At 64.4% G+C, this 25,189-nt stretch carries 22 protein-coding genes; 15 read left to right on the top strand and 7 right to left on the bottom strand.

The annotated features are described in order from the left end of the window. Positions 1-131 precede the first annotated feature (131 nt). Positions 132-1,337 carry an aminotransferase class I/II-fold pyridoxal phosphate-dependent enzyme gene (locus TZ00_RS01970; RefSeq protein ID WP_044439312.1) on the top strand — a complete coding sequence of 402 codons (1,206 nt, stop codon included), beginning with the start codon at positions 132-134 and terminating at the stop codon, positions 1,335-1,337. A gap of 24 nt (positions 1,338-1,361) precedes the next feature. Here the strand turns inward: TZ00_RS01970 and TZ00_RS01975 are convergent, their stop codons facing one another. The 3 genes from TZ00_RS01975 to TZ00_RS01985 form a co-directional block, all read right to left on the bottom strand. Then, positions 1,362-1,880 (bottom strand): YdeI/OmpD-associated family protein, encoded by a 519-nt coding sequence (locus TZ00_RS01975; RefSeq protein WP_044438852.1) that lies wholly within the window; start codon positions 1,878-1,880, stop codon positions 1,362-1,364. Between the two features lie 67 nt (positions 1,881-1,947). Further along, on the bottom strand, positions 1,948-2,784 hold the full coding sequence (locus tag TZ00_RS01980; RefSeq protein ID WP_044438853.1) for a carbon-nitrogen hydrolase family protein: 837 nt from the start codon (positions 2,782-2,784) through the stop codon (positions 1,948-1,950). A gap of 18 nt (positions 2,785-2,802) precedes the next feature. Then, positions 2,803-3,948: an ROK family protein gene (locus tag TZ00_RS01985; RefSeq protein ID WP_044438854.1), complete on the bottom strand. Its 1,146-nt coding sequence runs from the start codon at positions 3,946-3,948 to the stop codon at positions 2,803-2,805. Between the two features lie 106 nt (positions 3,949-4,054). Here TZ00_RS01985 and TZ00_RS01990 point away from each other — a divergent pair, with 106 nt between their 5' ends. The 8 genes from TZ00_RS01990 (at position 4,055) to TZ00_RS02025 (ending at position 14,519) form a co-directional block, all read left to right on the top strand. After that, the gene (locus TZ00_RS01990; RefSeq protein WP_044438855.1) at positions 4,055-6,202 is read left to right on the top strand and encodes an alpha-galactosidase; all 2,148 of its coding nucleotides are present in this window, start codon (positions 4,055-4,057) and stop codon (positions 6,200-6,202) included. Positions 6,203-6,322: 120 nt separating this feature from the next. After that, complete coding sequence (locus TZ00_RS01995; protein WP_044438856.1) at positions 6,323-7,567, top strand: ABC transporter substrate-binding protein; 1,245 nt, start codon at positions 6,323-6,325, stop codon at positions 7,565-7,567. Beyond that, positions 7,564-8,481 carry a carbohydrate ABC transporter permease gene (locus tag TZ00_RS02000; protein ID WP_044438857.1) on the top strand — a complete coding sequence of 306 codons (918 nt, stop codon included), beginning with the start codon at positions 7,564-7,566 and terminating at the stop codon, positions 8,479-8,481. The genes TZ00_RS01995 and TZ00_RS02000 overlap by 4 nt, the downstream gene beginning before the upstream one ends. Further along, positions 8,481-9,380: a carbohydrate ABC transporter permease gene (locus TZ00_RS02005; RefSeq protein WP_044438858.1), complete on the top strand. Its 900-nt coding sequence runs from the start codon at positions 8,481-8,483 to the stop codon at positions 9,378-9,380. The genes TZ00_RS02000 and TZ00_RS02005 overlap by 1 nt, the downstream gene beginning before the upstream one ends. Then, positions 9,377-11,053, top strand: a complete 1,677-nt coding sequence (locus TZ00_RS02010; RefSeq protein WP_044438859.1) for an alpha-glucosidase — start codon at positions 9,377-9,379, stop codon at positions 11,051-11,053. Before TZ00_RS02005 ends, TZ00_RS02010 begins: the two co-directional genes overlap by 4 nt. Positions 11,054-11,120: 67 nt before the next feature. Further along, positions 11,121-12,638, top strand: a complete 1,518-nt coding sequence (locus TZ00_RS02015) for an MmgE/PrpD family protein (protein ID WP_044438860.1) — start codon at positions 11,121-11,123, stop codon at positions 12,636-12,638. Further along, positions 12,638-13,546 carry a methylisocitrate lyase gene (gene prpB, locus TZ00_RS02020; RefSeq protein WP_044438861.1) on the top strand — a complete coding sequence of 303 codons (909 nt, stop codon included), beginning with the start codon at positions 12,638-12,640 and terminating at the stop codon, positions 13,544-13,546. The genes TZ00_RS02015 and prpB overlap by 1 nt, the downstream gene beginning before the upstream one ends. Before the next feature lie 25 nt (positions 13,547-13,571). Beyond that, the gene (locus TZ00_RS02025) at positions 13,572-14,519 is read left to right on the top strand and encodes an aldose 1-epimerase family protein (protein ID WP_044438862.1); all 948 of its coding nucleotides are present in this window, start codon (positions 13,572-13,574) and stop codon (positions 14,517-14,519) included. Positions 14,520-14,595: 76 nt separating this feature from the next. On the opposite strand, the gene glpK is transcribed toward TZ00_RS02025, so the two are convergent. From glpK to TZ00_RS02040, 3 genes are all read right to left on the bottom strand, one after another. After that, the gene (gene glpK, locus TZ00_RS02030) at positions 14,596-16,113 is read right to left on the bottom strand and encodes a glycerol kinase GlpK (RefSeq protein ID WP_044438863.1); all 1,518 of its coding nucleotides are present in this window, start codon (positions 16,111-16,113) and stop codon (positions 14,596-14,598) included. Between the two features lie 44 nt (positions 16,114-16,157). Further along, positions 16,158-16,916, bottom strand: coding sequence for an MIP/aquaporin family protein (locus tag TZ00_RS02035; RefSeq protein WP_078714868.1), 759 nt, complete (start codon positions 16,914-16,916; stop codon positions 16,158-16,160). Between the two features lie 138 nt (positions 16,917-17,054). Next, positions 17,055-18,869, bottom strand: a complete 1,815-nt coding sequence (locus TZ00_RS02040; protein ID WP_084605845.1) for a glycerol-3-phosphate dehydrogenase/oxidase — start codon at positions 18,867-18,869, stop codon at positions 17,055-17,057. Positions 18,870-18,927: 58 nt separating this feature from the next. On the opposite strand from TZ00_RS02040, the gene TZ00_RS02045 reads away from it, so the two are divergent. Then, entirely contained in the window at positions 18,928-19,905 is a 978-nt protein-coding gene (locus tag TZ00_RS02045) for a sugar-binding transcriptional regulator (protein WP_044438866.1), read from the top strand. A gap of 144 nt (positions 19,906-20,049) precedes the next feature. Then, positions 20,050-21,858 carry a coiled-coil domain-containing protein gene (locus TZ00_RS02050; RefSeq protein WP_044438867.1) on the top strand — a complete coding sequence of 603 codons (1,809 nt, stop codon included), beginning with the start codon at positions 20,050-20,052 and terminating at the stop codon, positions 21,856-21,858. Between the two features lie 21 nt (positions 21,859-21,879). Here TZ00_RS02050 and TZ00_RS02055 read toward each other — a convergent pair whose 3' ends face one another. Beyond that, positions 21,880-22,962 (bottom strand): CPBP family intramembrane glutamic endopeptidase, encoded by a 1,083-nt coding sequence (locus TZ00_RS02055; RefSeq protein WP_238579540.1) that lies wholly within the window; start codon positions 22,960-22,962, stop codon positions 21,880-21,882. 155 nt (positions 22,963-23,117) lie between these two features. Here TZ00_RS02055 and clpS point away from each other — a divergent pair, with 155 nt between their 5' ends. The 4 genes from clpS to TZ00_RS02075 all read left to right on the top strand — a co-directional run bounded on the left by clpS (position 23,118) and on the right by TZ00_RS02075 (position 25,184). Further along, entirely contained in the window at positions 23,118-23,414 is a 297-nt protein-coding gene (gene clpS, locus TZ00_RS02060) for an ATP-dependent Clp protease adapter ClpS (protein WP_044438869.1), read from the top strand. Continuing rightward, positions 23,384-23,914 (top strand): DUF2017 family protein, encoded by a 531-nt coding sequence (locus TZ00_RS02065; protein ID WP_052521200.1) that lies wholly within the window; start codon positions 23,384-23,386, stop codon positions 23,912-23,914. Before clpS ends, TZ00_RS02065 begins: the two co-directional genes overlap by 31 nt. A gap of 89 nt (positions 23,915-24,003) precedes the next feature. After that, positions 24,004-24,870 (top strand): TetR/AcrR family transcriptional regulator, encoded by an 867-nt coding sequence (locus TZ00_RS02070; protein WP_044438870.1) that lies wholly within the window; start codon positions 24,004-24,006, stop codon positions 24,868-24,870. Positions 24,871-24,908: 38 nt separating this feature from the next. Continuing rightward, positions 24,909-25,184, top strand: coding sequence for a hypothetical protein (locus tag TZ00_RS02075; protein ID WP_152631050.1), 276 nt, complete (start codon positions 24,909-24,911; stop codon positions 25,182-25,184). Positions 25,185-25,189 lie beyond the last annotated feature (5 nt).

Raw genomic sequence — 25,189 nt, forward strand, 5'->3', positions numbered from 1 at the left:
AAACCGCTCGCGAGTAGACAGCGCTTCAGTGACGCAGCGTGTTTCTGACCGAACATGGGTACACCGTAAAGGATGTCGGCAGATGACGGGGAAAGTTATCCACATGGCAGCTGGCGGTAGGTTTGGTGTTCGTGACTATCTCCGGTTCTTGGCAGCGCACAGCGCGCGGCGCGGGCCTCCTCTCCGCCGACGGATCCATCCGCTCCACGATCTTCGCCGAGATGAGCGCCCTCGCCTCTACGACGGGCGCCATCAACCTCGGGCAGGGCTTTCCCGACGAGGACGGCCCGGCCGAGATTCTCGATGCGGCACGGCAGGCGATCAGCGGCGGACTGAACCAGTACCCGCCCGGCCTCGGAATGCCCGTTCTGCGCGAGGCGATCGCCGCCCACCAGAAGCGCTTCTACGGGCTCGAGGTCGACGCCGATCGCGAGGTGCTCGTTACGGCCGGCGCCACCGAGGCACTCGCGGCCACGCTGCTCGCCTTGATCGACGACGGCGACGAGGTAGTCACCTTCGAGCCCTTCTACGATGCGTACGGCGCCGTGATCGCGTTGGCACGCGGCATCCACCGCACCGTCCCCCTGCGACTCCCCTCGTTCCTCCCCGACCACGACGAGTTGCGCGCCGCCGTGACCGACCGCACCCGGATCATCCTGATCAACAACCCGCACAACCCCACCGGCACGGCGCTTCCACGCGAAACTCTGGAGCTGATCGTCGAGCTCGCTCACGAGCACGACGCGATCATCGTGACCGACGAGGTGTACGAGCATCTGACATTCGGCGTTCCGCACATCCCCGTAGCCACTCTGCCGGGGGCGCGGGAACGCACGGTCACGATCTCATCGGGCGGCAAGACCTTCAACACCACGGGCTGGAAGATCGGGTGGTTGACGGCTCCGCACGAGATCGTCACCGCGATCCTGGCCGTGAAGCAGTTTTTGACTTTTGTGAACGGCGCTCCGTTCCAGCCTGCGATCGCCCTCGGCCTGGGACTGCCAGACGAGTTCTTCGAAGGCATCGCCCGCACCCTGCAGTCGAAGCGCGACATTCTCTCCGCAGGACTCGCCAAGGCGGGCTTCGACGTCTTCACGCCGCAGGCCGGCTACTTCGTTGTGGCCGATGCCGCGCCGCTCGGCTACACCGACGCAGCGGCACTCTGCCGAGAGCTTCCCGCCCTGGCAGGAGTCGTCGGGATTCCGATCAGCGCTTTCTGCGGCGAGCAGCTGGCCGCGGAATACTCGTCGCTCGTGCGCTTCGCCTACTGCAAGAAGGTCGATGTTCTCGAGCGGGCCGCGGCGCAACTCGCGCGGGCCGGGCGCGAAACCCGCTGACCAAGCACGGGCGAGAAGTCGGCGTCAGCCCGCAGGCTTTTCGCCGCGCGCGAGCTTGTCGATCATGCGCGTGATGGCGCGGGCCCGTCCGTCATCGGTCTTCAGGGAGTGGATTCGGTAGTAGACCGCGAATCGGTTCTGCGCATTGAGAGTCGCGTAGAACTCTTTCGCGGCCGGGTTGAGTTCGAGCGCAGCGAGAAAATCCGGATGCGGCTGCGCATCGGTCGAGGCCGCGTACGCCCTCTCCCACCGGCCATCCGCCCGGGCGCGTTCGACCTCCGCGAGGCCTCGCGGCGACATCCGGCCCTCGGCGATCATCGCCTCTGCAGCCAGACGGTTGCGCATCGACCACGGACTCGCTGAGCGGCGCGGTGTGAATCCACGATCTGACGTGTACTCGTCGCGGCCGCGTGTTTGCCCGTCGATCCAGCCGAACTCGAGGGCCACGTCCAGAGCCTCCGCGTACGTGACCGTCGCGAAAGGCGCGGCCTTCTTGGCGACGATCAGCCAGATCCCGATCTCGAGATTCTGATTGACCAGCATCCATTCACGAAATTGCTCACGCGATGAGAATTGGATGCTCTCCCGCTCGGCTGCCACGTCAGTCGCTCTACAACTCCGCGGTGCCGAAACGCCGCAGCGCCAACGCCGGATTCACACGCCGCACCTCGTCGACCCGGGCGCGAGCGATCCACGCAACGGCGACATCTTCGTTCTCAGCGAGGGATGCGACCGTCACACCCATGGGATCGACGACGAGACTGGCCCCGACGCCGATGGGCGGTGTGTGGTCGGCCGCGGCGACATAGATGGTGTTCTCGAGAGCCCGCGCCGTGACGAGGGTGCGCCAGTGATGCTCTTTCAGCACACCCCTCACCCACTCCGCCGGCACGAGAACGAGATCGGCGCCCGCATCGACCAGCCGCCGCGTCACCTCGGGAAAGCGGATGTCGTAGCAGGTCTGCAGCCCGACGGTGAAGTCTCCGACCGGGAAGGTTTCGGGAGCCGCGATGCTGCCGGGCTCGACGAAGTCGCTTTCGCGCGAGCCGAAGGCGTCATAGAGGTGGAGCTTGCGATACGAGGCCACGACGGCACCATCGGGCGACACGGCGACGACGGTGTTCGAGAACCGTTCACCCTGCTTCGTCGTCTCGATCATGCCCGCGACCACGTGAATCTGGAGCCGTTCGGCCAGGCCCGAAAGCCGCGTGACGAACTCGCCGTCGAGCGGCTCGGCATTCTCGAGAAAGCCCTCTCCGAACGGGTCGGAGAAGTACGAGGAGTACTCGGGAAAGACGACGAGGGATGCGCCGCGCGACACTGCCCGCTCAGCTAGCCGTGTGATCGTGGCGAAATTCGCTGCGGTGTCGGCGCCCGGCGCGAACTGCGCGATGGCCACGCCAAGGCCTTCGCGGGCGGCCGGAGGCTGATGAGACGAACCGATCATGCCCTCACCCTAGCGAAGCTAAGCGGCACTCGGAATGAGACCGAAGCCCGACTGAATGGCGACAGCGGCGGCACCGCGGGCCCACGCGGTGAAGTCCGCGTCGGTTTGCCTGATCTCTACTGGCAGAGCATCGGGATCACGGTCGGCCTGCACGGCGGCCTGCACGGCATCTTCCGCAACAGCTAGGAGACCGATTCCCTCGCCCGAGAGCACAACGGTCTCGACCATGGCAAGGTTGGCGCTCGCCGCGATGAGTCGCCCTAGGGCTCGTCCAGAAGTGTCGACGACCTGTCGAGCCACGGCATTGCCCTCGGCCGCGAGCGCAAGGAGCTCGTCATAGTCGACCACACGCCCGAGCCCGACGCCGGCGCTGCCGCACATGCTCGGAATCGACAGCATGGCCGAAGAACAACCACGATGGCCGTCTGCACACAGCGGACCCGTCGGATCGAGGGGAAAGTGCCCTCCGAGGCCAAGACCTGTGTCTGACGAGATCACCTGGCGCCCATGTACGACGAGACCGTAGCCGACGCCCGCTCCAATGGTGATGACAGAGAAGTTGTCGATGCCTCGCGCGTGGCCGAACCACTGCTCAGCGGCCGTGAGGGCGACGACGTCGTTCTCCACTGTCGCCGGCCGATCGAAGCGCGCTTCGATGGCTGCGCCGAGATCGACGTCGTGCCAGTCGAGAAAAGGAGCACGAACGACGAGCGACGAGCCGGTGACCTTGCCACCGATGCTCGCTCCGATCGCTGCCACATCGTGGGCGTCCAGCGCATCCATCACCCGCTGGATGCCGTCGAGCACGTCTTCGACACCATGCCCGGCCAGAAGCGTGGTCTCGGACACCCCGACAGTGGCGCGCAGATCGGTCACGACACCGAACACGCGCTCCCCCGTGATCTTGACCCCCAGCATCCGCTGCGCATCGACCCGCACGTCGAGCGGCTTGACCGGCCTGCCAACGACCCCGTCCTGCCGTTCCGGCGCTTCGACGAGGATGCCATGGTCGAGGAAGGGCCGGCTGAGACGAGTCAGGCTCGCCGGAGACAGGCCCAATCTGCGCCCCAGCTCGCCGCGGGCGATCGGCCCGTGGATCAAGACCTCGCGCGCAAGGTCGCGCGCAGGATCACGGATGACGGAATCACGAGAAGCATCTGACATTTGTTTCGATTATCAACTAACGATCGTCATTTTGCGAGCAAAACACGCGCCCTCGGTCAAATAATGGGAGTTGACATCGTAATTAGTTTCGCGGTAGAAATTATCCATGCAGAGCCGCAGCGAGACCCTTCACCTCAGATCAGCCGGAACGAGCGTGGTCATCGACCTCACCACGCCGGGGTTCCCCGCCATCATTCACTGGGGAGAAGACCTGGGCGAACTCAGCCAATCGCAGCTCGCTGACATGGCCATCGCGGCCCGCCCGCAGCGCGTCTCCGGCGGGCTCGACACCCCGTCTCGGCTCACGCTCGTTCCGCTCGAATCTGCAGGCTGGCAGAACGAACCGGGCCTCGTCGGCTCGCGGCACGGGCACGATTTCTCCCCCGCCTTCGATGCCCCAGAGGCGCACAACGGCACCGTGGATGAATTCGACGCGACCTCGGTGACACTGCGCGCCGTCGACAAGTGCACTCAACTAGAACTCGAGACGACCTTGACGCTGGATGGCGCGGGTCTGTTGCACCAGCAGCACACCCTCACCAATCTCGGGCCGACGGATTACGAGCTGCAGCACCTGCTCGCGACGTTCCCTGTGCCGCAGTCCGCTCGAGAGTTGCTCGACACAACAGGCCGGCACCTCCGCGAGCGCTCGCCTCAGCGACACACATTCACCACCGGGCGACACGTGCGCGACAGCCGCCGCGGCCGCCCGGGCGCCGACTCCACTCTCTTTCTCGCCGCGGGCACCCCCGGCTTCGGTTTCGAACGGGGACTCGTGCACGCCGTTCACCTCGCGTGGAGCGGCAACCAACGCGTCGCCGCCGAGCGCACGGTCGGCGCGCACGCTCTCCTACAGGCGGGTGAATTGCTGTCTCCGGGCGAACTGATCCTCGCCCCGGGCGAGAGTTACACGACGCCTGATGCGCTGGGCTCGTGGGGCGACGGTCTCACTGCGGTCTCGGCCCGGTTCCACGAATCGGTGCGGGCGCGGACGAGTCACCCCTCGTCATCAAGACCTGTCACGCTCAATACGTGGGAGGCCGTCTACTTCGACCACGACCTCGACCGGCTGGCACGACTTGCGGATGCCGGCGCCCGGGTGGGCGCGGAACGCTTCGTCCTCGACGACGGTTGGTTCCACGGGCGTCGCGACGACACCGCCGGGCTCGGCGACTGGTTCGTCGACAACGAGGTCTGGCCCGACGGGCTCGCCCCGATTGTCGACCATGTGACTGCGCTGGGCATGCAGTTCGGGCTGTGGGTGGAACCGGAGATGATCAACACCGACTCCGAACTCGCGCGCGCCCATCCCGAGTGGATACTGCAGGCGGGCGGCCGCCTGCCGATCGAGGGCCGCCAGCAGCAGGTACTCGATCTGTCGAATCCCGCAGTCTTCGACTACCTGCTCGAGCGATTCGACGCTCTTCTTCGCCAGTACGCCATCGCCTATCTCAAGTGGGATCACAATCGCGATCTGCTCGAGGCCGGAAGCACCGTGACCGGACGAGCCGCCGTGCACAGCAATGTTCTCGCTCTATACGAGCTCCTGGACGAGCTGAAGGCCAGACACCCTGAACTCGAGATCGAAAGCTGCGCGTCGGGCGGCGCCCGGGTCGACCTGGGTATCCTCGCCCACACCGACCGCATCTGGACAAGCGACTGCATCGAACCGATCGAACGTCTGACGATTCAGAAGTACACCAATGTGGTCATCCCCTACGAGCTCATGGGTGCTCACGTCGGCGGCCCGCGGTCGCACTCGACGGGTCGACAGCACGAGCTGTCGCTGCGCGCCGGTGTCGCTTTGCCCGGTCACTTCGGCATCGAATGGGATATCTCCCGTCTCGACGACGCAGAGCTGAGTGACATCGCCGCGTGGGTGGACGCCCACAAGCGGGTGCGCGAGCTGGCCCACACCGGGCGCGCGGTCTATGCCGATCTACCCGACGAGTCCGCAGACCTGCGCGGAGTCGTCGCACGCGATGGAGGGCACGCCCTCTTTACGTACACGCAGGTGACGACCAGTACAAGCTATCCGCCGGGCACCATCACGTTTCCGGGACTCGAAGACGACCGCACCTATCGGGTGTCGCTGGCGTCGCCGACGGCACCCCTCGAGAGCGCGGGCCAATCCCCTCTGGCCTGGACCGAGCATCCTGTCCACCTGACCGGCCGTGCGCTCCGCACCACCGGCATCCAAGCACCCGTTCTCTTCCCCGAGCAGCTCCGGCTGATCGATATCTTCGCGATCTGACCCCAGACCGCGTTCCGCACGACGCAAGGAGGCGTTTTCGTGTTTCAACCACCCCCAGGCCGTTCCGCTCGCCGGAACGGACGATCGATACGGCGCGCACTGGCCGCAGGAATCGGGCTCATGATCGCGAGCTCGACCCTGGTCGCATGTTCGAGCGCTGACGATCAGGTCGTCAACCTCGATTTCTTCCAGTTCAAGCCCGAGGCGGTCAAAGAGTTCGCATCGCTCATCGATGACTTCGAGGCCAAGAACCCTGACATCCACGTGGTGCAGAACGTGGTTCCGGATCCCGACACAGCGATTCGCACACTTCTCGTCAAGAACAAGGTGCCCGATGTGCTCACGTTGAATGTGAGCGGCAACTTCGCCGAACTCGCCCGCGCCTGCGTCTTCGCCAACCTGAGCGACGAGGCCCCCGCCTCCAGCGTAAACCCCGCCGTGCAGAAGATCGTTCAGACCCTCGGCAGCTGCGACCAAGGATCGGGCCCGGAGGTCAACGCGCTCCCCTTCGCCAGCAATGCCTCCGGCATCCTTTACAACCCGCAGATCTTCGCCGAGAACGGCGTCGAGGTTCCCACGACCTGGGACGAGTTGCTCGCTGCCGCGCAGACGTTCAAGGACAACGGGGTCAACCCGTTCTACTGCACGATGAAAGACGCATGGACGGCCGCTCCAGCCTTCGTCAACCTGGGTGGAACGCTGATGCCGGACGGCTTCTTCGACAAGCTGCGCGGCGAAGGATCCGATCTCGACACCGTGTCGTTCTCGAAGGACTTCTCTGACGCCGCCCAGAAAGAGGTGAAGCTCTACAGCTTCTGCCAGGACGACTTCGCCAGCCGAGACTACGCCTCGGGCAACAAGGCGTTCGGTGCCGGCGATTCCGCGATGTATCTGCAGGGCTCGTACGCGATTCCGGCCATCAGGGCCACGAACCCGGATGCGCAGATCGCTTCGTTCCCGTACCCGGTCACCAACGACCCGGATTCTCGCGTCGTCGTCTCCGGTGTCGACGTAGGCCTCTCGATAGGCAGGGACACCCCGCACAGAAAAGAAGCTCAACGCTTCGTGGATTACCTCATGTCTCCCGAGGTCGTGCAGTCGTACTCCGAGGCGCAGAGCACGTTCTCGCCCCTGAAGAATGCCGTGCCGAACGCCGATCCGGCGCTCGCCGGTCTGGAGCCGTACTTCACCGACGGTCGCATCATCGGATTCATCGATCACCAGATACCCGCATCGATCCCCCTCGTGAACATGCTGCAGAGCCTCGTCCTCACCGGCGACTCGGAGGCATTCCTGTCTGATCTCGACTCCGAGTGGAGCAAGGTCGCGGCCCGCACCGCGACCGCGCGAAAGGGAAAATCATGACCGCACCCGCCGCATCCGCAACCCGCCGGGCGGCCCCGCCCCGCCGCCGCAGCGGCCGCACCCCCAGAGCCTTCTTCTGGATGGTCGTTCCCGCCGTCGTGATCTTCTTCGGATTGCACACGATCCCTGTGCTGACAGGCATGTTCTTCAGTCTCACGAACTACGCCGGCTACGGCACGTGGGATCTGGTGGGGCTGTCGAACTACGTCAACCTCTTTCTCGACGACCGGGTGTTGAACTCCTACGGCTTCACGTTCGGCTTCGCGATCGTCTCGACCGTGCTCGTCAACGTGATCGCCCTGGCGATCGCACTGGGCCTGAACGCGAGGATCAAGTTCAAGACGGCATTCCGAGGGGTGTTCTTCATTCCCTATGTGCTCGCCATCCTGATCATCGGCTACGTCTTCAACTATCTGTTCGCGAACTCGTTCCCGGCCATCTTCGAGAGCCTCGGCATAACAGGACTGTCGGGCAACATCCTCGCCGACCCGAACTTCGCGTGGATCGGGATCGTCATCACGACGGTCTGGCAGGCTGCAGCGTTCAACGTGATCCTCTACCTCGCGGGGCTGCAGACCATCCCCGGCGAGATCTACGAGGCCGCCGGCATCGACGGGGCATCGGCCTGGCGCCGGTTCTGGTCTCTGACATTCCCGCTCATCGGCGCGTACTTCACCATCAACATGGTGCTGTCGTTCAAGTCATTCCTTCAGGTGTTCGACCAGATCGTCGCCCTCACGAACGGCGGCCCAGGAACGAGCACCGAATCCATCGCCATGGTGATCTACCGCGGCGGTTTCCAGGGTGGCGAATACGGCTACCAGATGGCGAACGCGGTCGTGTACCTCTTCGTCATCATCCTCGTGTCATTCATCCAACTGCGCTTCCTTCAGCGCAGGGAGGCCAGCTACTGATGTCTGCAGCACTCCAGGGCGTCGAAGCCCTTCGCACCGTAACCGCTCCAAGCCCCCGTCGGCGTCGACGACGCAGCAGCGTCAACGGCGGAACGAATTGGTGGGTGACCGCCCTCATCGCGGTCTGTTCGCTGACCGTGCTCATTCCGCTCTACTTCACGATCATCACCGCCCTCAAGACCCCCGACCAGCTCGGGGGTACCGGATTCGAATGGCCCACCAGTGTGCGCTGGGAGAACTTCTCCGATGCCTATCAGCTGACAAACTTTCCCCGAGCCCTGATGAACACGGCGCTCATCACGGTCGGAGCGGTCGTGTTGACCCTGCTCACCAACTCGCTCGTGGCATACGCCATCGCCCGCAACATGCACAAGAAGTTCTTCAGAGGGCTGTACTTCTACTTCCTCGCGGCGATCTTCGTTCCATTCCCGATCATCATGCTTCCCGTGGTGAAAGAGACGGCGCTGCTCGGGCTAGACACTCCCGTCGGGTTGATCTTGCTGTACACGGTCTACGGCCTGTCGTTCAACATCTTCATCTTCGTCGCCTACATCCAGTCGATCCCGATCGAACTGGAGGAGGCCGCGAGAATGGACGGTGCAAGCACCTGGGGTGTGTTCTGGAAAGTCGTATTCCCTCTGCTCGCGCCCATGAACGCGACCGTCGGAATCCTGACCTGCGTCTGGGCATGGAACGACTTCCTCCTGCCTCTGGTGGTGCTCTCGGATCCCTCCGCGCAGACGCTCCCTCTTGCGCAGTTCATCTTTCAGGGGCAGTTCAACACGAACTACACCGTGGCCTTCGCGTCGTACCTGATGGCCCTGGCACCGCTCCTCATCGTCTACGTCATCGCGCAGAAGTGGGTGGTCTCCGGTGTGATGAGAGGATCGGTCAAGTGAATACGACGGCGCCGACTGCTGATACTCCCGCGTGGTGGACACGGGCGGTGGTCTACCAGGTCTACCCCCGCAGCTTCGCCGACTCGAACGGCGACGGCATCGGCGACCTGGGCGGCATCCGCTCGAAGCTCGATCATCTCGCCGAGCTGGGGGTCGACGTCATCTGGCTGTCACCGATCTACCGTTCTCCACAGGCCGACAACGGCTATGACATCAGCGACTACGAAGACATCGACCCGCTGTTCGGCACCCTCGCCGAGTTCGATCAGCTGCTCGCCGAGGTGCACGAACGCGGCATGAAACTCGTGATGGATCTTGTGGTCAACCACACCAGCGACGAGCACCCGTGGTTCGTCGAATCACGTTCCTCGCGAGACAACCCGAAGCGCGACTGGTACATCTGGCGCGACCCTCTGGATGCGCACGAGCCCAACGGCTGGACGAGCGCCTTCAGCGGGCCGGCCTGGCATCTCGACACAACGACGGGTCAGTACTATCTGCATCTGTTCGCGGCCAAGCAGCCCGATCTCAACTGGCAAAACCCCGAGGTGCGGGCGGCCGTCTTCGCCATGATGAACCGCTGGCTCGATCGTGGGGTCGACGGCTTCAGGATGGACGTCATCAACTTCATCGCGAAGACGGAAGCGGAGCTGGTCGGCGAGAGCGTGCGGCCGAGCATGGGCGCCCAGATCCACGAGTATCTGCAGGAGATGCACCGTGAGGTCTTCGCAGGCAGAGACGCCGAGCTGATTACCGTGGGCGAGATGCCCGGAGTCACGGTCGAGGATGCGGCCCTCTTCACGGGAGCCGAGCGAAAAGAGCTCGACATGGTCTTTCAATTCGAGCATGTCGGGCTCGACCATAGCGACACGGGCAAGTTCGACAATCTTCCGTTCGACCTGGTGGCTCTCAAGACATCGTTGGCACGATGGCAGACCGGCCTCGCCTCGTCCGGCTGGAACAGTCTCTATTTTGGCAACCACGACCAGCCACGCTCGGTCTCGCGCTTCGGAGACGACGGACGCTACCGCTACGAGTCCGCCACACTGCTCGCGACGATCCTGCATCTTCACCGAGGCACGCCCTATATCTACCAGGGCGACGAGATCGGCATGACGAACGCCGGATTCACGGCGATCGAGCAGTACAAAGACATCGAGAGCGTCAATCACTATTCCGAGGCCATCACCGCCGGAGCGGACCCCGCAACCGTTCTCGTGCAGATGGCGTTCCGCAGCCGCGACAATGCTCGCACGCCTGTGCAGTGGACGCCGGACCCTGGGGCGGGCTTCACCTCGACAGAGCCGTGGATCGAGGTCAATGGCAACGCCGCGGCGCTCAACGTGCAAACCGACCGGGCTGCGGGCGAGAGGTCGATCTTCGATTTCTACCGGCGCCTCATCGCACTGCGGCACGAGCTGCCCGTGGTCTCGCTGGGCGAATTCGCGCTACTCGAACCGGAGCATCCGGCCCTTTACGCCTTTACTCGCACCCACGACGACGATCGCCTGCTCGTCGTCGGCAACTGGTCGGGCGAGCGGCTGCGACTGCCCGAGGGTCTCACCGACGACGCCGGAACGCGACTCATCGGCAATTATCCGGAGTGGCATGAAGCGGTTCTCGAGCCGTGGGAGGTTCGGGTCTACACCCGTGCCCAAGGGGCGGGCGTCTGACGCGTGGCCTAGCCTGTTCTTAGGCGCCGTCTTGCCGCGCCGCTTTCGTCGAAAGGACATCGCACCCGTGAAGCTCCACTCCGTTCGCGTCCACCCCAGTTCAGATTCGCTCGCGCGAGCCGACCAGCTCGCGCACGCGATCGCAGAGGTCGCCGCAGACCCCGTGGCCGTCGACGCCGACGTCACCGAGATGATCATCAACCGAGTCATCGACAATGCCTCGGTGGCCGCCGCGTCGTTGACCAGGCGGCCGGTCGTCTCGGCGCGATCGCAAGCGGAGCGGCACCCCTACTCCCCCGGGTCGACCGTGTTCGGCCTGTCGTCGGATGCGCGATTCTCGCCCGAGTGGGCAGCCTGGGCCAACGGCGTCGCCGTTCGCGAGCTCGATTTTCACGACACGTTTCTCGCGGCGGAGTATTCGCACCCCGGAGACAACATCCCGCCGATCCTCGCCGTGGCCCAGCACGCGGGCCGCACGGGCGCAGAGCTGATCCGGGGCATCGCCACCGGGTACGAGATTCAGGTCGACCTCGTTCGCGCAATCAGCCTTCACGCCCACAAGATCGACCACGTCGCCCACCTCGGCCCGTCGGCTGCCGCCGGAATCGGCACGCTGCTCGGCCTCGATGTCGAGACGATCTTCCAGGCGGTCGGCCAGGCGCTGCACACGACCACCGCTACCCGGCAGTCCCGCAAGGGCGAGATCTCGTCGTGGAAGGCACACGCGCCTGCGTTCGCGGGCAAGATGGCCGTCGAGGCCGTCGATCGAGCAATGCGCGGAGAAACCAGCCCCACGCCGATCTATGAGGGCGAAGACGGCGTGATCGCATGGCTCCTCGACGGCCCGGATGCCGCATACGAGGTTCCGCTTCCGGCCACCGGCGAGTCTAAGCGCGGCATCCTCGACACGTACACGAAGGAGCACTCGGCCGAGTACCAGGCCCAGGCCTGGATCGACCTGGCGCGAAAACTTCACCACGAGTATCCGATTCTCGTGGAGCACCCGGAGAACGTCGGCAGCATCACGATCCACACGAGTCACCACACCCACTTCGTGATCGGCTCGGGTGCCGGCGACCCCCAGAAGTACGATCCCACCGCGTCGCGGGAGACCCTCGACCACTCGATCCCGTACATCTTCACGGTGGCCCTGCAAGACGGTTCCTGGCACCACGTCGACTCCTACACCCCCGAGCGCGCGGGTCGCGACGACACCGTGAAGCTCTGGAAGAGGGTGCGCACCGTCGAGGACTCCGAGTGGACGAGGCGATACCACTCCATCGATCCGCAGGAGAAAGCCTTCGGCGGTCGGGTCGAGATCATCCTCACCGACGGCACCGTCATCAGCGATCAGATCGCTGTCGCCGACGCCCACCCGCTGGGAGCGCGACCGTTCGCCCGCGAGCAGTACGTCGCCAAGTTCCGCACGCTCGCAGAGGGCGTGCTCGAGCAGGCCGAGATAGAGCGATTCCTTTCCGTCGCCACCCGCCTTCCCGAGCTCCGCGCCGACGAGCTCGCCGGTCTCACCATCACGGCCGGGCCCGGCCTCTTCGACGGCATCGTCACACCGAAGGGACTCTTCTGATGCTGTACGCCCCCACATCGGCCGCCGACAAGCGCGTCGCTCTGCGTTCGGGTCTGGCGAGCGGTGAGCTCCAGCTCTTCCCCGGCGCCTTCAACCCGCTCTCTGCGAAGCTCATCCAGCAGAAGGGCATGCACGGCGTCTACATTTCGGGTGCCGTGCTCTCCGCCGACCTCGGCCTCCCCGACATCGGCCTCACCACCCTCACCGAGGTCGCCGGCCGCTCCCAGCAGATCGCTCGCATGACCGATCTGCCGTCGATCGTCGATGCAGACACCGGCTTCGGTGAGCCCATGAACGTGGCCCGCACAATCCAGACACTCGAAGATGCGGGCGTCGCCGGCATGCACCTCGAAGATCAGGTGAATCCAAAGCGCTGCGGTCACCTCGACGGCAAGCAGGTCGTCGATCTCGACACCGCCCTCAAGCGCATCAAGGCCGCCGTCGAGGCACGTCGCGACCCCAACTTCCTCATCATGGCCAGAACGGATGCCCGGGGCGTCGACGGTCTGCAGGCCGCGGTCGACCGCGCCAAGGCTCTCGTAGACGCCGGAGCCGACGCGATCTTCCCGGAGGCCATGGCCTCGCTCGAGGAATTCGCGGCTGTGCGGGCCGCCGTCGACGTGCCGATTCTCGCCAATATGACGGAGTTCGGCAAGAGCGAGCTCTTCACCACGAGGCAGCTCGCCGATGTCGGACTCAACCTCGTCATCTTCCCGGTGTCACTGCTTCGGCTGGCGATGGGAGCCGCCGAGAAGGGACTCGACACGATCACCCGCGAGGGCTCGCTCACCTCGATGCTGCCCGAGATGCAGACGCGCGCACGCCTCTACGAGGTGCTCGACTACGAGGCTTACAACACGTTCGATTCCGGCGTGTTCAACTTCTCGCTCGATCGCCACTTCGGCTGAGTTCTGCCGCTACGGTGGAGGCACTATGAACTCTGCCTCCACCCTGTCCGACATTCCACTCGCCGGCGCCGACTACTCACTGACCTCGGGCGACTACTCGGCCGACATCGCCGGAGTCGGCGCCAGCCTGCGTACTCTTCGATATCGAGGACGCGATCTCGTCGTTCCGTTCGATGCCGACGAGGTGCGCCCTGCCTTCCGCGGTGCCGTGCTCGCTCCGTGGCCCAACAGAGTGGTCGACGGCCGCTACACGTTCCGAGGCACCGAATACGAGCTGGCTCTCACCGAACCCCGCCGCGGCCACGCACTGCACGGCCTCGCCGCGTGGCAGGAGTGGTCGCTGGTCGACTCGGGCGACGACTTCGTCGAACTCGCATTCCAGATCGAGGCACAATCGGGATACCCGTTCCGCGTTCTCGTCGCCGCTCGCTATGAACTCTCCCCCGCCGGCCTGACCACGACCATCCGGGCCATCAACACGGGCCGAGAAGCCGCCCCGTACGGAACGGGCCCGCATCCATATCTCGTCGCGGGCCCGGGCCGGGTCGACGACTGGTCGCTCGAGCTGCCCGCCCGCGCCGTGCTCACGGTCACGCCCGACAGACTCATTCCGATCGACCTCGGCGACGTGGAACTCGAAGACGACGGCGCCTTCGACTTCGTTGCGACCAGGCCCATCGATTCCACGTTCATCGACCACGCGTTCACCGAACTGGAACGCGATGAAGCCGGCCTCGCAACCGTGCGCGTCACAACCAGCGACGGAGCATCCGGCGTTGCGATCAGCTGGGGCACCGAGTGCCAGTGGGTGCAGATCCACACTGCAGACCAGCCGGATCCAGCGATAAACCGGCTCGGCTTGGCCGTCGAGCCGATGACGTGCCCGCCAGACGCCTTCAACACGGGCACCGACCTCGTCGTCCTCGATCCAGGCGAAGAGCACACGGCGAGCTGGACCATCTTCGCCCTTTAACGACATCGTTCCCTGAGCCTGTCGAAGGGATGCCCTTCGACAGGCTCAGGGAACGGCCTGTACTACGCGGCAGTGACTACTCGGCCACGTCTTCGTCGACCCAGTCGAGGGTCTTCGTGACGGCCTTCTTCCAGTTGCGGTAGAGGCGCTCGCGCTCGGCGTCGTCCATGTTCGGAGTCCAGCGCTTGTCTTCCTGCCAGTTGTTGCGCAGGTCGTCGAGGTTGTCCCAGTACCCGACAGCGAGGCCGGCCGCGTATGCAGCGCCGAGCGCGGTTGTCTCCGCGACGACGGGACGCACCACGGGCACGTTCAGGATGTCGGCCTGGAACTGCAGAAGGGTGTCGTTGGCGGTGGCTCCGCCGTCGACCTTCAGCTCGGTCAACGGAACGCCGGAATCAGCGTTGACCGCGTCCAGAACTTCCCGAGTCTGGAACGCAATGGACTCCAACGCGGCGCGGGCGATGTGGCCCTTGTTCACATATCGGGTGAGGCCGACCAGCGCGCCACGGGCATCCGATCGCCAGTGCGGCGCGAAGAGGCCGGAGAACGCCGGCACGAAGTACGCGCCTCCGTTGTCGTCGACCGTCTTCGCAAGAACCTCGATGTCGGGTGCGCTCTGAATGATGCCGAGATTGTCGCGCAGCCACTGAACAAGCGACCCCGTCACGGCGATGGAGCCCTCAAGGGCGTAGTGGGTCTCGCCGTCGCCGAGCTTGTAGCCGATGGTGGTGAGCAGGCCGTTCTCGCTTTTGACGATGTCGGTGCCGGTGTTGAAGATCAGGAAGTTTCCGGTGCCGTAGGTGTTCTTCGCCTCGCCCTTGTCGAACGCCGCCTGACCGAATGTGGCCGCCTGCTGGTCGCCCAGGATTCCGGCGACCGGAACCTCGCGCAGAAGGCTCGAGTCAGAGACAGTGCCGTAGACCTCGGAGGAGGAGCGGACCTCGGGCAGCATCGACTTGGGAACGTCGAACGCCTTGAGGATCTCGTCGTCCCACTCGAGGGTCTTGAGGTCGAGGAACAGCGTGCGGCTGGCGTTGGTCACGTCGGTCGCGTGGACTCCGCCGTCGACCCCGCCGGTCAGGTTCCAGAGAACCCACGTGTCGGTGGTTCCGAAGATGAGGTCTCCGGCCTCGGCACGCTCACGGGCGCCCTCGACGTTCTCGAGAATCCACACGATCTTGGTGCCCGCGAAGTACGTCGACAGTGGCAGCCCGACCGTGTCTTTGAAACGGTCGCCGCCGCCGTCCGCGGAGAGGCGGTCGACGATGGCCTGGGTACGTGTGTCCTGCCAGACGATGGCGTTGTAGACGGGCTCGCCCGTGTTCCTGTCCCAGACCACCGCGGTCTCGCGCTGGTTCGTGATACCGACCGCGACGATGTCGTGACGCGTCAGATTGGCCTTCGAGAGAGCCTGTCCGATCACCTCGCGAACGTTGTCCCAGATCTCTTTGGGGTTGTGCTCGACCCAGCCCGCTTTGGGGAAGATCTGCTCGTGTTCCTTCTGACCGGTTGAGACGATGCCGCCCTCGTGGTTGAAGATGATCGCGCGAGAACTCGTGGTTCCCTGATCGATCGCAATGACGTACTTGCTCATGACTAACTCCTTCGTTATATGGATGCGGTGAGCCGGGGTACCGGCTACGTGAGGATGGGGAGGAGGGGGACGGCGGCGAGGCCTGCGAGGACACCACCGATGATGGGTCCGACGACGGGGACCCAGGAGTAGGACCAGTCGGATCCGCCCTTGCCCTTGATGGGCAGCAGGGCGTGCGCGATGCGGGGTCCGAGGTCACGGGCCGGGTTGATCGCGTATCCGGTCGGGCCACCAAGGGATGCGCCGATCGCGATCACGAGAATCGCCACGGGAAGAGCACCCAACGCGGCAAGACCCCCACCGGGCTCCTGCCGTCCGAAGCCGATCACCACGAACACGAGAACGAAGGTGCCGATGATCTCGGTGACCAGGTTCCAGCCGTAGGAGCGGATCGCGGGACCGGTCGAGAACACGCCGAGCTTGTTCGCGGCATCCGGTTCTTCATCGAAGTGCTGCTTGTACGCGAGCCACACGAACACGGCGCCGATGATCGCACCGAGCAGTTGGGCTGCGATGTAGGTGAGGATCGACACGATATTCACCGGGACCCCGGAACCGAACTCGGTCGCACCATTCGCGACCAGCCCCAGAGTGACGGCCGGGTTCAGGTGAGCGCCGCTGTTGTACGACACGATGACACCGGAGAAGACAGCGAAGCCCCACCCGATGTTCACCATCAGAAACCCACCATTGAAGCCCTTGTTCTTCACCAGAGCCACGTTCGCGACCACACCACAGCCGAGCAGAACCAGCAGCGCAGTGCCTACCAATTCAGAGAGAAATACAACCCCAAGATTGTCCACATTGACCTTCCTTGTGTGACATCCATGTCACTTCGATGAGATGAGGGGCCGACCGATGCCGGCCCCTCCATGACGCTAGCGATCAGTTGTCGATGCAATCAACCGATTCGCCTGCACGTCTGTTCAGACTCGGCGCAGTCAGTCCGTGACCGCAGCGGCCACCGTTGGCGCTTGCGCAGCCTGGAGCTCGAGTCCATGGAACAACGCGAGGTCGCGGACAGCGGCTGCGCGTTCGTCGGCGAGCTGCTCAGCAGACCAGCCCAGCGCATCCGATACCACTGAGCTGAGCTCGTCGAATGCGGCCTGATCGAGGTCGCCCACGAACGCGAGGATCGTGCGCCGAAGAACCAGGTCGGTGAGGTGCACGACGAACTCGTTCTCGACCAGGTACGCGATCTCAGCTGCCGAGAATCCTGCGACGCTGACCAGCTGCTTGTCGTCATCCGCGGCGCTCACGGCGTCGATGACCTTATCGGCCTTCGTTCCGTACCGCGCCAGCAGCGCGCGGGCGCGCTCGGCACCCACGTCGGATGCGTGTGCCGAGACCCAGGTATCGGTCGCCTGAGTGGTGGTCGGGAAGCCGACCCCACCTCCGATGGCGAGCTTCTCCGTGCTGACGCTGCGCGTGCGACCGATCAGCTCGAGCGTCTCGTTGGCGAGGTGCTCGGAGAGCGCGCGGAAGGTGGTCCACTTGCCACCGACGAGGCTCAGCATGGGAACTTTCGTTCCACCCAGTCGCGACGGTTCGATGCGGTAGTCGCGGGAGACGAATCCGGGAGCCGTGTCGTCGTGCTTCGGCAACGGGCGGATGCCTGAATAGCGATAGACGATCTGCGAACGGTCGACGGGGATGCGTGGGAAAACGTGCGACACGAGCTTGAAGAAGTAGTCGACCTCTTCTTCTGTGCACACCGCGGGCTGGGTGATGTCGGCCTCAAGGTCGGTGGTTCCCACGAGAACTCGACCGTTGAGCGGGTAGATCAGCACGATACGGCCGTCGTTGTTCTCGAAGAAGACCTCGCCACCGGCACACGCCTTGTACAGGGCGGGGTTGTCGAGCACGATGTGAGAGCCCTTGGTTCCGCCCATGAAGGTGCTCGGCATACCCAGGGCCTCGTTTGTCAGATCTGTCCACGGACCCGTCGTGTTCACCACCGCGTCGGCCGCGATGCTGAACTCCCGACCCGAGACGGTATCGCGCAGAAGAACCTCGTCGCCCGAGACACCGATGGCCTCGACATAGTTCGCGCTGCGAGCATTCGGCCCCACTGCACGTGCGTCTTCGACCAGGTCGAGAGCGAGCCGCTCGGGATTCTCGACGGCTGCGTCGAAGTAGGTCGCCGTGTACTTCACGTCTGGTCGGAGCTGGGGAAGCTTGTCGAGCGACTTCTTGCGGCCGGCGAACTGGTGACGGGGCACCGATCCGCCGTCGCGCGAGAACGAGTCGTAGCCGAGCAGGCCGAGCTTGATGAGAAGCGCTCCGCGCTCCTTCGGCTTGCCCTGCTTGTGCGTGAGAAAACGCAGAGGTGCAGAGACGATGCCGGAGAACGTCGAGAAGATGGGGATCGTGGTGGGCAGGGGCTTCACGTAGTGAGGTGCCAGCCGCAGCAGGCGGTTGCGCTCCTGCACCGATTCGCGAACGAGACGGAACTCGCCGTTCTCGAGGTAGCGCACACCGCCGTGGATCATGTGACTCGACGCCGCCGACGCACCCGAGCAGTAGTCGCTGCGTTCGACGAGAATCACATCGACACCCTGCAATGCCAGGTCACGGAAGGTCGCGATGCCGTTGATGCCTCCGCCGATCACGAGCACCTGTGCTCGCGGCTTGGAGATGAGACCGGCGACGTCGGGCCGAAGCTCTGTGCTGCTGGAGGAGGAAACGACTGGTGCACTCACTGTGTACTCGCCTTCGTGTAAGTAAGTTCTCGATAACTCGTCAAGTCTCAACATCTGCACACAATTGTTCAAGCGTTATGCACAGACGTGCACGGCATGGAAGTATGTTCCCATGACCATCGCTTCCGCGGACCACCATGCAGAGAAGTCGCGTGACGCCCTCCGCGCCGCGCAGCTCTATTACCTCCAGGACATCACCATGGAGGCCATCGCTCACGAGCTGCATACATCACGCTCATCTGTCTCCAGACTGCTGAGTTTTGCGCGAGAAACAGGCCTCGTCGAAATTCAGGTGAAGTCACCGGCTGAGCGCGTCTCGACATCTCAGCAGCGCATACGCGAGCGTCACGGTGTCACCGCGCACATCGTGCCTGTGCCGGCGTCGACGAACGAGGTCGACCGCCTTGAGCGGGTGGCGGTATCGGCTGCACGGATTCTCACCCCGTTCGTCGACTCCAACATGACGATCGGAGTCGCCTGGGGGTCGACCATCAGCGCTGTGAGCCGTCACCTTCCCGAGAAAGTGACGCACAACACAACCCTCGTGCAACTCAACGGCGCGGCGAACTACCAGACCACGGGCATCGTCTACGCGAGCGAGATCATGACCCGCTTCGGAGTCGCCCTCGGCGCCGCCGTGCAGCAGTTCCCGGTGCCGGCCTTCTTCGACGACGCCGCGACCAAGCAGGCGATGTGGCGTGAGCGCGCCATCAGACGCGTGCTCGACATCCAGAAGCGCATGGACATTGCCCTCTTCGGCCTCGGTTCGCCGTTCGCCGACGTGCCCAGCCATGTCTATATCGGCGGATACCTCGACGAGTCCGACTACGCATCCCTCACCCGATCGGACGTCGTCGGCGACGTCGCCACCGTGTTCTACCGAGCCGACGGTTCGTCTACCGACATCCCCATGAACTCGCGCACAAGCGGCCCGAGTCTCGAACTCGTTTCGCGCGTCGCCCGGCGCATCTGCGTGGTGAGCGGCAAGTCGAAGCTTCCGGCCCTCCGTGGCGCGCTGGCAGCCGGACTCATCACCGACCTCATCATCGACGAACCCACGGCCCACCTGCTGACCGACGACGCGGCGTGATCGACGGCGCTGCGACAGGCTCTGGATGCCGGTGGCCGGGTTTCCATTCCTGACCCCACGCCGGGCCGCGGCCCGGTATCCTGAAAAACGGCCTGCCCGACCACAGCGACGGTATTCGATCGACTCGAATGCCGAAGGAGTTCCATGACTTTCGATGCCCTCTCCCCCGAACCTCAGAATTCTGACTCGAACCGGGAGAATCGCGCTCCTGTCGCGGCATCCACGCCCGAACAGCCTCTTGTGCTCTCGGGTCGCGATCGCTTCGCCGTCAAGCTGATCGATGCCGCCGTCAAGATCGGATCAGAAGACTTTCAGGCGCGCTACCGCCCTGTCACCGAAGAGCTCTTCAGCCACCACCTCATCGATCCCACGGCCAAGCCGGCCTACATACAACCTGACCTCGAACCGATTTCCACGCTCGAGACCACCGAAGATCCACTCGAGATCATCCGCCTTCATCTCGACAGCGTGATCGAAGATCGCCAGGCGCGTGACGACGCGCGAATCAACGCCGAGGCGCACCTGGCAGATGTGTCGGCGCAGCTGGCCGAGTCACAGGCCCACGCCGATGACCTGCAGCAGCAGCTGACCGCCCAGACCGCTCGGGCCGAGACCGCAGAGACCGAGGTCGCGCGACTTCGAGCAGAACTTCAGAGCCAGGTGTCCGCCCTCACCGCGCAGCGCGAGGCCGAGGTCGCGGCTCTTCACCAGCAGCGCGAGAACGAGGTTGCCGCGCTGAACGAGCAACGTGCCGCCGAGGTGACCGAGCTCTCGGCTCGCCTGACCTCCGAGATGTCCGCCCTCACCACACAGCGCGACACCGACGTCAGTTCCGCTCACCAGCAGCGCGAGGCAGAGCTTGCCGCGCTGGCGAACGAGCGAGACGCACAGGTCTCCGCCCTGCACCAGCAGCGCGAGAACGAGCTGCTCTCGTTGACGACCCAGCGCGACGCCGAACTGGCTGCACTCCAACAGCAACGCGATGCCGAGGTGGCCGAGCTCCGTGCGAAGCTGTCCTCCGAGGTGGCGGCCCTGTCGAGCCAGCGCGAGAACGAGGTCGCGACGCTCCGCAGCGAACGAGACGCCACGATCGCCGGCCTGCACGCGCAGCGCGAGACCGAGGTGGCATCTCTCACGGCGGAACTCGCCGAGCTTCGCGCTCAGCGCGACGCACAGGTGGCCGAACTCACGGCGCGACTCGAGTCCCAGATTGCCGAGCTTGAAGGCACTCGTACAACAGATGTCACCGAGCTGGCCGCCGAGCACACCGCCCAGCTCGAGACGATCGACGAGGCCCACCAGCAGCAGATCACCGAGCTGAAGGCTGCCCACGACGCGCAGGTCGATGAGCTCACCAGCACGCATGAGCAGCAGATCGCCGAGCTGAGCGCCAGCCACGAGCGACAGACGTCCGAGTTGATCGCAGAGAAGGAGGCCTTGGCCTCCGTGGTGCAGGCAGACAGCGGCGACGCGAGCACCGAGCTCTCCGAGGCTCGGAGCAATCTGGCCGACGCTGTCGCTCGAGCGGAACAAGCAGCATCCGAGCTCGAGAAGAACCGCGCAGAAATCGCCGCGCTGCGCGAGGAACGAGACCGCAGCGATGCCCAGCGTGATGCGGCGATCGAAGAGCTCGACGGCGTCACCGCCCAGCGCGGCGAATGGGAGAACCGGCTCCGCCTCACGGTGGCGGCTCTGGCGAGTGCCGACGTCGTCGGCGACTGGACCGACGACAACGCGCCCGACGAGCGACTCGTGGAGTTCGTTCAGTCGACCACGCAGGCGCTCGAACAGAAGATCAGTCGCATCGAGCAGATCGCAACGGAAGAGCTCGTCGACGAAACAGAGACGAACGAATACGCGATCGGCGCGAACGACGCGGCCGTACGGGTGCTCAACGCACTCGACGACGCCGACGTTGATGCCGATCTCGAGACGCCGGTCGAAGCCCAGTAGCGGTCGATCGCCGGGCTCAATTCACGGCGTGCCGGGCCCGGTCCCGGCGGTGCTCTCATCGAGCCGGAGACCCGGCTGGGGCTGCTTCTTCAGTTGACCTGTCATGGCCAGCACAGCGATAAGGGCGACCAGCACGATGGCACCGGAGACTCCGAGAATGGTGCCCCAGACAGCGTCCTCGCCCGGGTTCTCTGCCGAGAAGGTGACCAACCAGGTCGTCGTCGCGGCGTTGAGAGCACCATGGGCGATCACGGCCGGCCAGACCGACGCCGTGCGCAGCCTGAGCCACCCGAAGATCACCCCGAGAAGCACGCACCAGGCGGTCATCATCGCAACACCCAGTAGATCGGTGCGGCCGTAGTTGTAGCCGAGCAGAATGATCGGCGAATGCCACACACCCCAGATGACGCCTACGAGAAGCAAGGCCGGCCAGGTGCCGAGGGGCCGCAGATTCGGCAGCAGCCACCCGCGCCAGCCGAGTTCCTCTCCGAAAGCCGCGAACGACGACGACACGATGGCGATCGGCAGGGTGACCACGTTGATGAGCACGATCATCTCGATCGACAGTCCCGGAACGCTCTGTCCGGCGGCCGCCATTGCGGCATCCAGACCGGAGAACGACACGAAGTCAAGACGAATCAGACCGAAGGCACCGCCTAGGAGCATCGCCAGAAACGCCACGATGGGGATCCCGATGAAGGCCAGGGCGCAGAAGAGGAGTGTCCGACCGATCGGACGCAAGGGTGAGAGTCCGAGCAGGCGAGGAATGTTCGCAGGTCGCCGCACGAACAGCACGCACACGAACGCCGCAACGGTCGGGGTGTACATCATCGCAAGCGTTGTGACCATAAAGAGAGGATCGGACAGACCGTCGCCGGACAACCAGATGGGAAGCTGCACCGCCCACGCGAGGCCGCAGGAGATCAGCACGAAGCACAGCACGGCCGGCCACGAGACCGACGCCGGATACACGGGACCCCGCTCAACGTTCTTCAGTCTCTGTGCCTCGGCGCGCACCAGCTGCTTGTCTGCCAACCCCGTCGGGGTCGCCATGATCGGCGACGCCGCCGAGGTCGGTGTGAGATCGTGCGCTGCGTTGCTCATTCACGTCTCCTTGCTCGATACCTGTTCGTGATCTCAGACTAGGAATGCAGGCGACCCAGCCGCATCCTCCGCTCGGGTGACCCCACGCTCATTCGCCCCTCCCCCTCGCGAGGGAGAGGGGCGTCTGCAACCCGCCTATGTGACAGGCTGTAGATGTGGCACAGACTCTCGACGCGACCGACGTCGACACGCAGCTCGACGAGCGACTGCAGCTCGGTTCTCCGTGGATCACGTTGGTGTGGAACGACCCGGTGAACCTCATGTCGTACGTCGCGTATGTCTTCCGCAGCTATTTCGGATTCTCCAAAGCCGAAGCCGACCGCAGAATGATGCAGGTGCACACCGAGGGGCGTGCGGTCGTAGCGACAGGCACACGCGAAGAGATGGAACGGCACGTCGAGGCCATGCACGACTTCGGGCTGTGGGCGACGCTGCAGCGAATCGACTCGTGATCCCGTTCACGCGCCTGGGCGACGTCGCCGTCGCCTCGTTCGAGCCCGCCGAGGCAGACGTACTCATCCGCCTCGCCACAGAGGTACAAGAGCTTCTTGCGCAAGCCGACGACGTCGTGCCGCACTCCCCTGGCTCGCGAGCCATTGACAGACTTTTGCCAGCCGGATATGGCGACGAGGGGGAGCTCGACGCCGAGTTCCGTCGCTTCACATCAAAAGATCTCATCGACCGCAAGGTACGCAACGCCCAGTCAGTCATCGACGCTCTCTCCCCTGCCGACGGTTCAGCCGGCCCGGTGAGCCTGGATGCGGCAGCGGTGCAGGCATGGTTGCGCTGTCTCACCGACGTGCGCCTCGCGATCGCGGCCGGCCTGGGCATCGAACACGACGATGACGAGCCCCAGCTCGCCGGCCCAGACCGCTATCTTCTCGAGGTCTATCGGTGGGTCGCGTTCGTTCAGGAATCGCTCATCAGCACCCTGGAGGCCGACTTCTCCTGAGCTCTTGGGACTCCGCGTCTCATCGCGCATTACAGAGACAGCGTCAAGACGACGAGACTGTAGGGCGAAAACGATCTTCAGGAGTATTCATGGCAATCGAGCAGGGCGAATCCCTGAACGGAACCCGACCGACACGCATGACCTCGGAGCAGATCCGGCGACGTATGCTCGACGCTGCGCTCGATTCGATCGGCGAGGGCGGCATGAGCCTGGGATTTCCCGGTCTGCAGATGGACGAGGTGATCATCGCCGCGGGCGTCTCTCGAAGCTCGGTCTATCGAATCTGGAACTCGAAGGATCTGTTCCTCGGTGACGTGCTCAACGAGGCAGCCAGTCGCTTTACGGACAAGCTCAGCGACGATCGTGCATTGCCCACCGCCATCGATCTCATCTCATCTCGACCCGATCTCCATTCATCCGAGGAGGGAAGGCGACGTCTGATACGCGAGGTCATCAGAGTCGTCCTTGAGCAGAATTTCTACGGCACCATCGACTCGGGCCCATGGCAGTCCTTTCTCGCCACGTCCGCGGCACTTCTCGCCGACGACGGCAATGAGGCACTCCGCCGTGTGGGCGAGACACTGCGGCAAGGCAGCGACCGTTTCATCGAGGCCATGGCCGCCTTCCACGAGGCGTTAACGAGCCTCCTCGGATTCAAGTTGCGCGACGAGTTCGGAGGAGGGTACACGCTGTATGCCGTTCTCGGCTCATCGATGGTCGAGGGTCTCGCGGTGCGACATCTGGCGAACCCTGCGGTAACAGACAATTTCTATGTCGGCCCGCCAACCCTCACCGACAAGCCCACGGAGTGGGCGCCCTCGGCGATCGGCTTCCTCGCGATCTTCGATCAGTTCCTCGTCTCCGACCCGAACTTCGAACCGAGCACGATCCACTGTCGCCTGCAGGAACTCGGATGCACGATTGGACACAGTTCGACAATCGTCGATACCCGATGACTCCGCCTCACCGTCTACGGCCGGCAATGATCTCGCAGATGCGAGCCAATGCGCGCATCACCCAGAGAGAGGCTCTGGTGATGCTCGGCTCAACGTTTCGATTCCCGCTCGAGGTCGATGATGACGGCTCGGCCTATCTGAGGCCGACGTCGGACACCACACTCGAGGTGCATGTCGACGACGACGATCCGCTGCACCCTCTGCTGCTCACCGTGTGGCACTGGCGAGGAGCAGACGAGGCCGCGCTCGCACGGGACCAGCTGCAGGCTCTCATCTCGCACACCACAGGGTGGACCATCATTCCGACGGAGTAGGAGGC

Source organism: Agreia bicolorata (assembly GCF_000938265.1).
GTDB classification, from domain to species: Bacteria; Actinomycetota; Actinomycetes; order Actinomycetales; family Microbacteriaceae; genus Agreia; species Agreia bicolorata.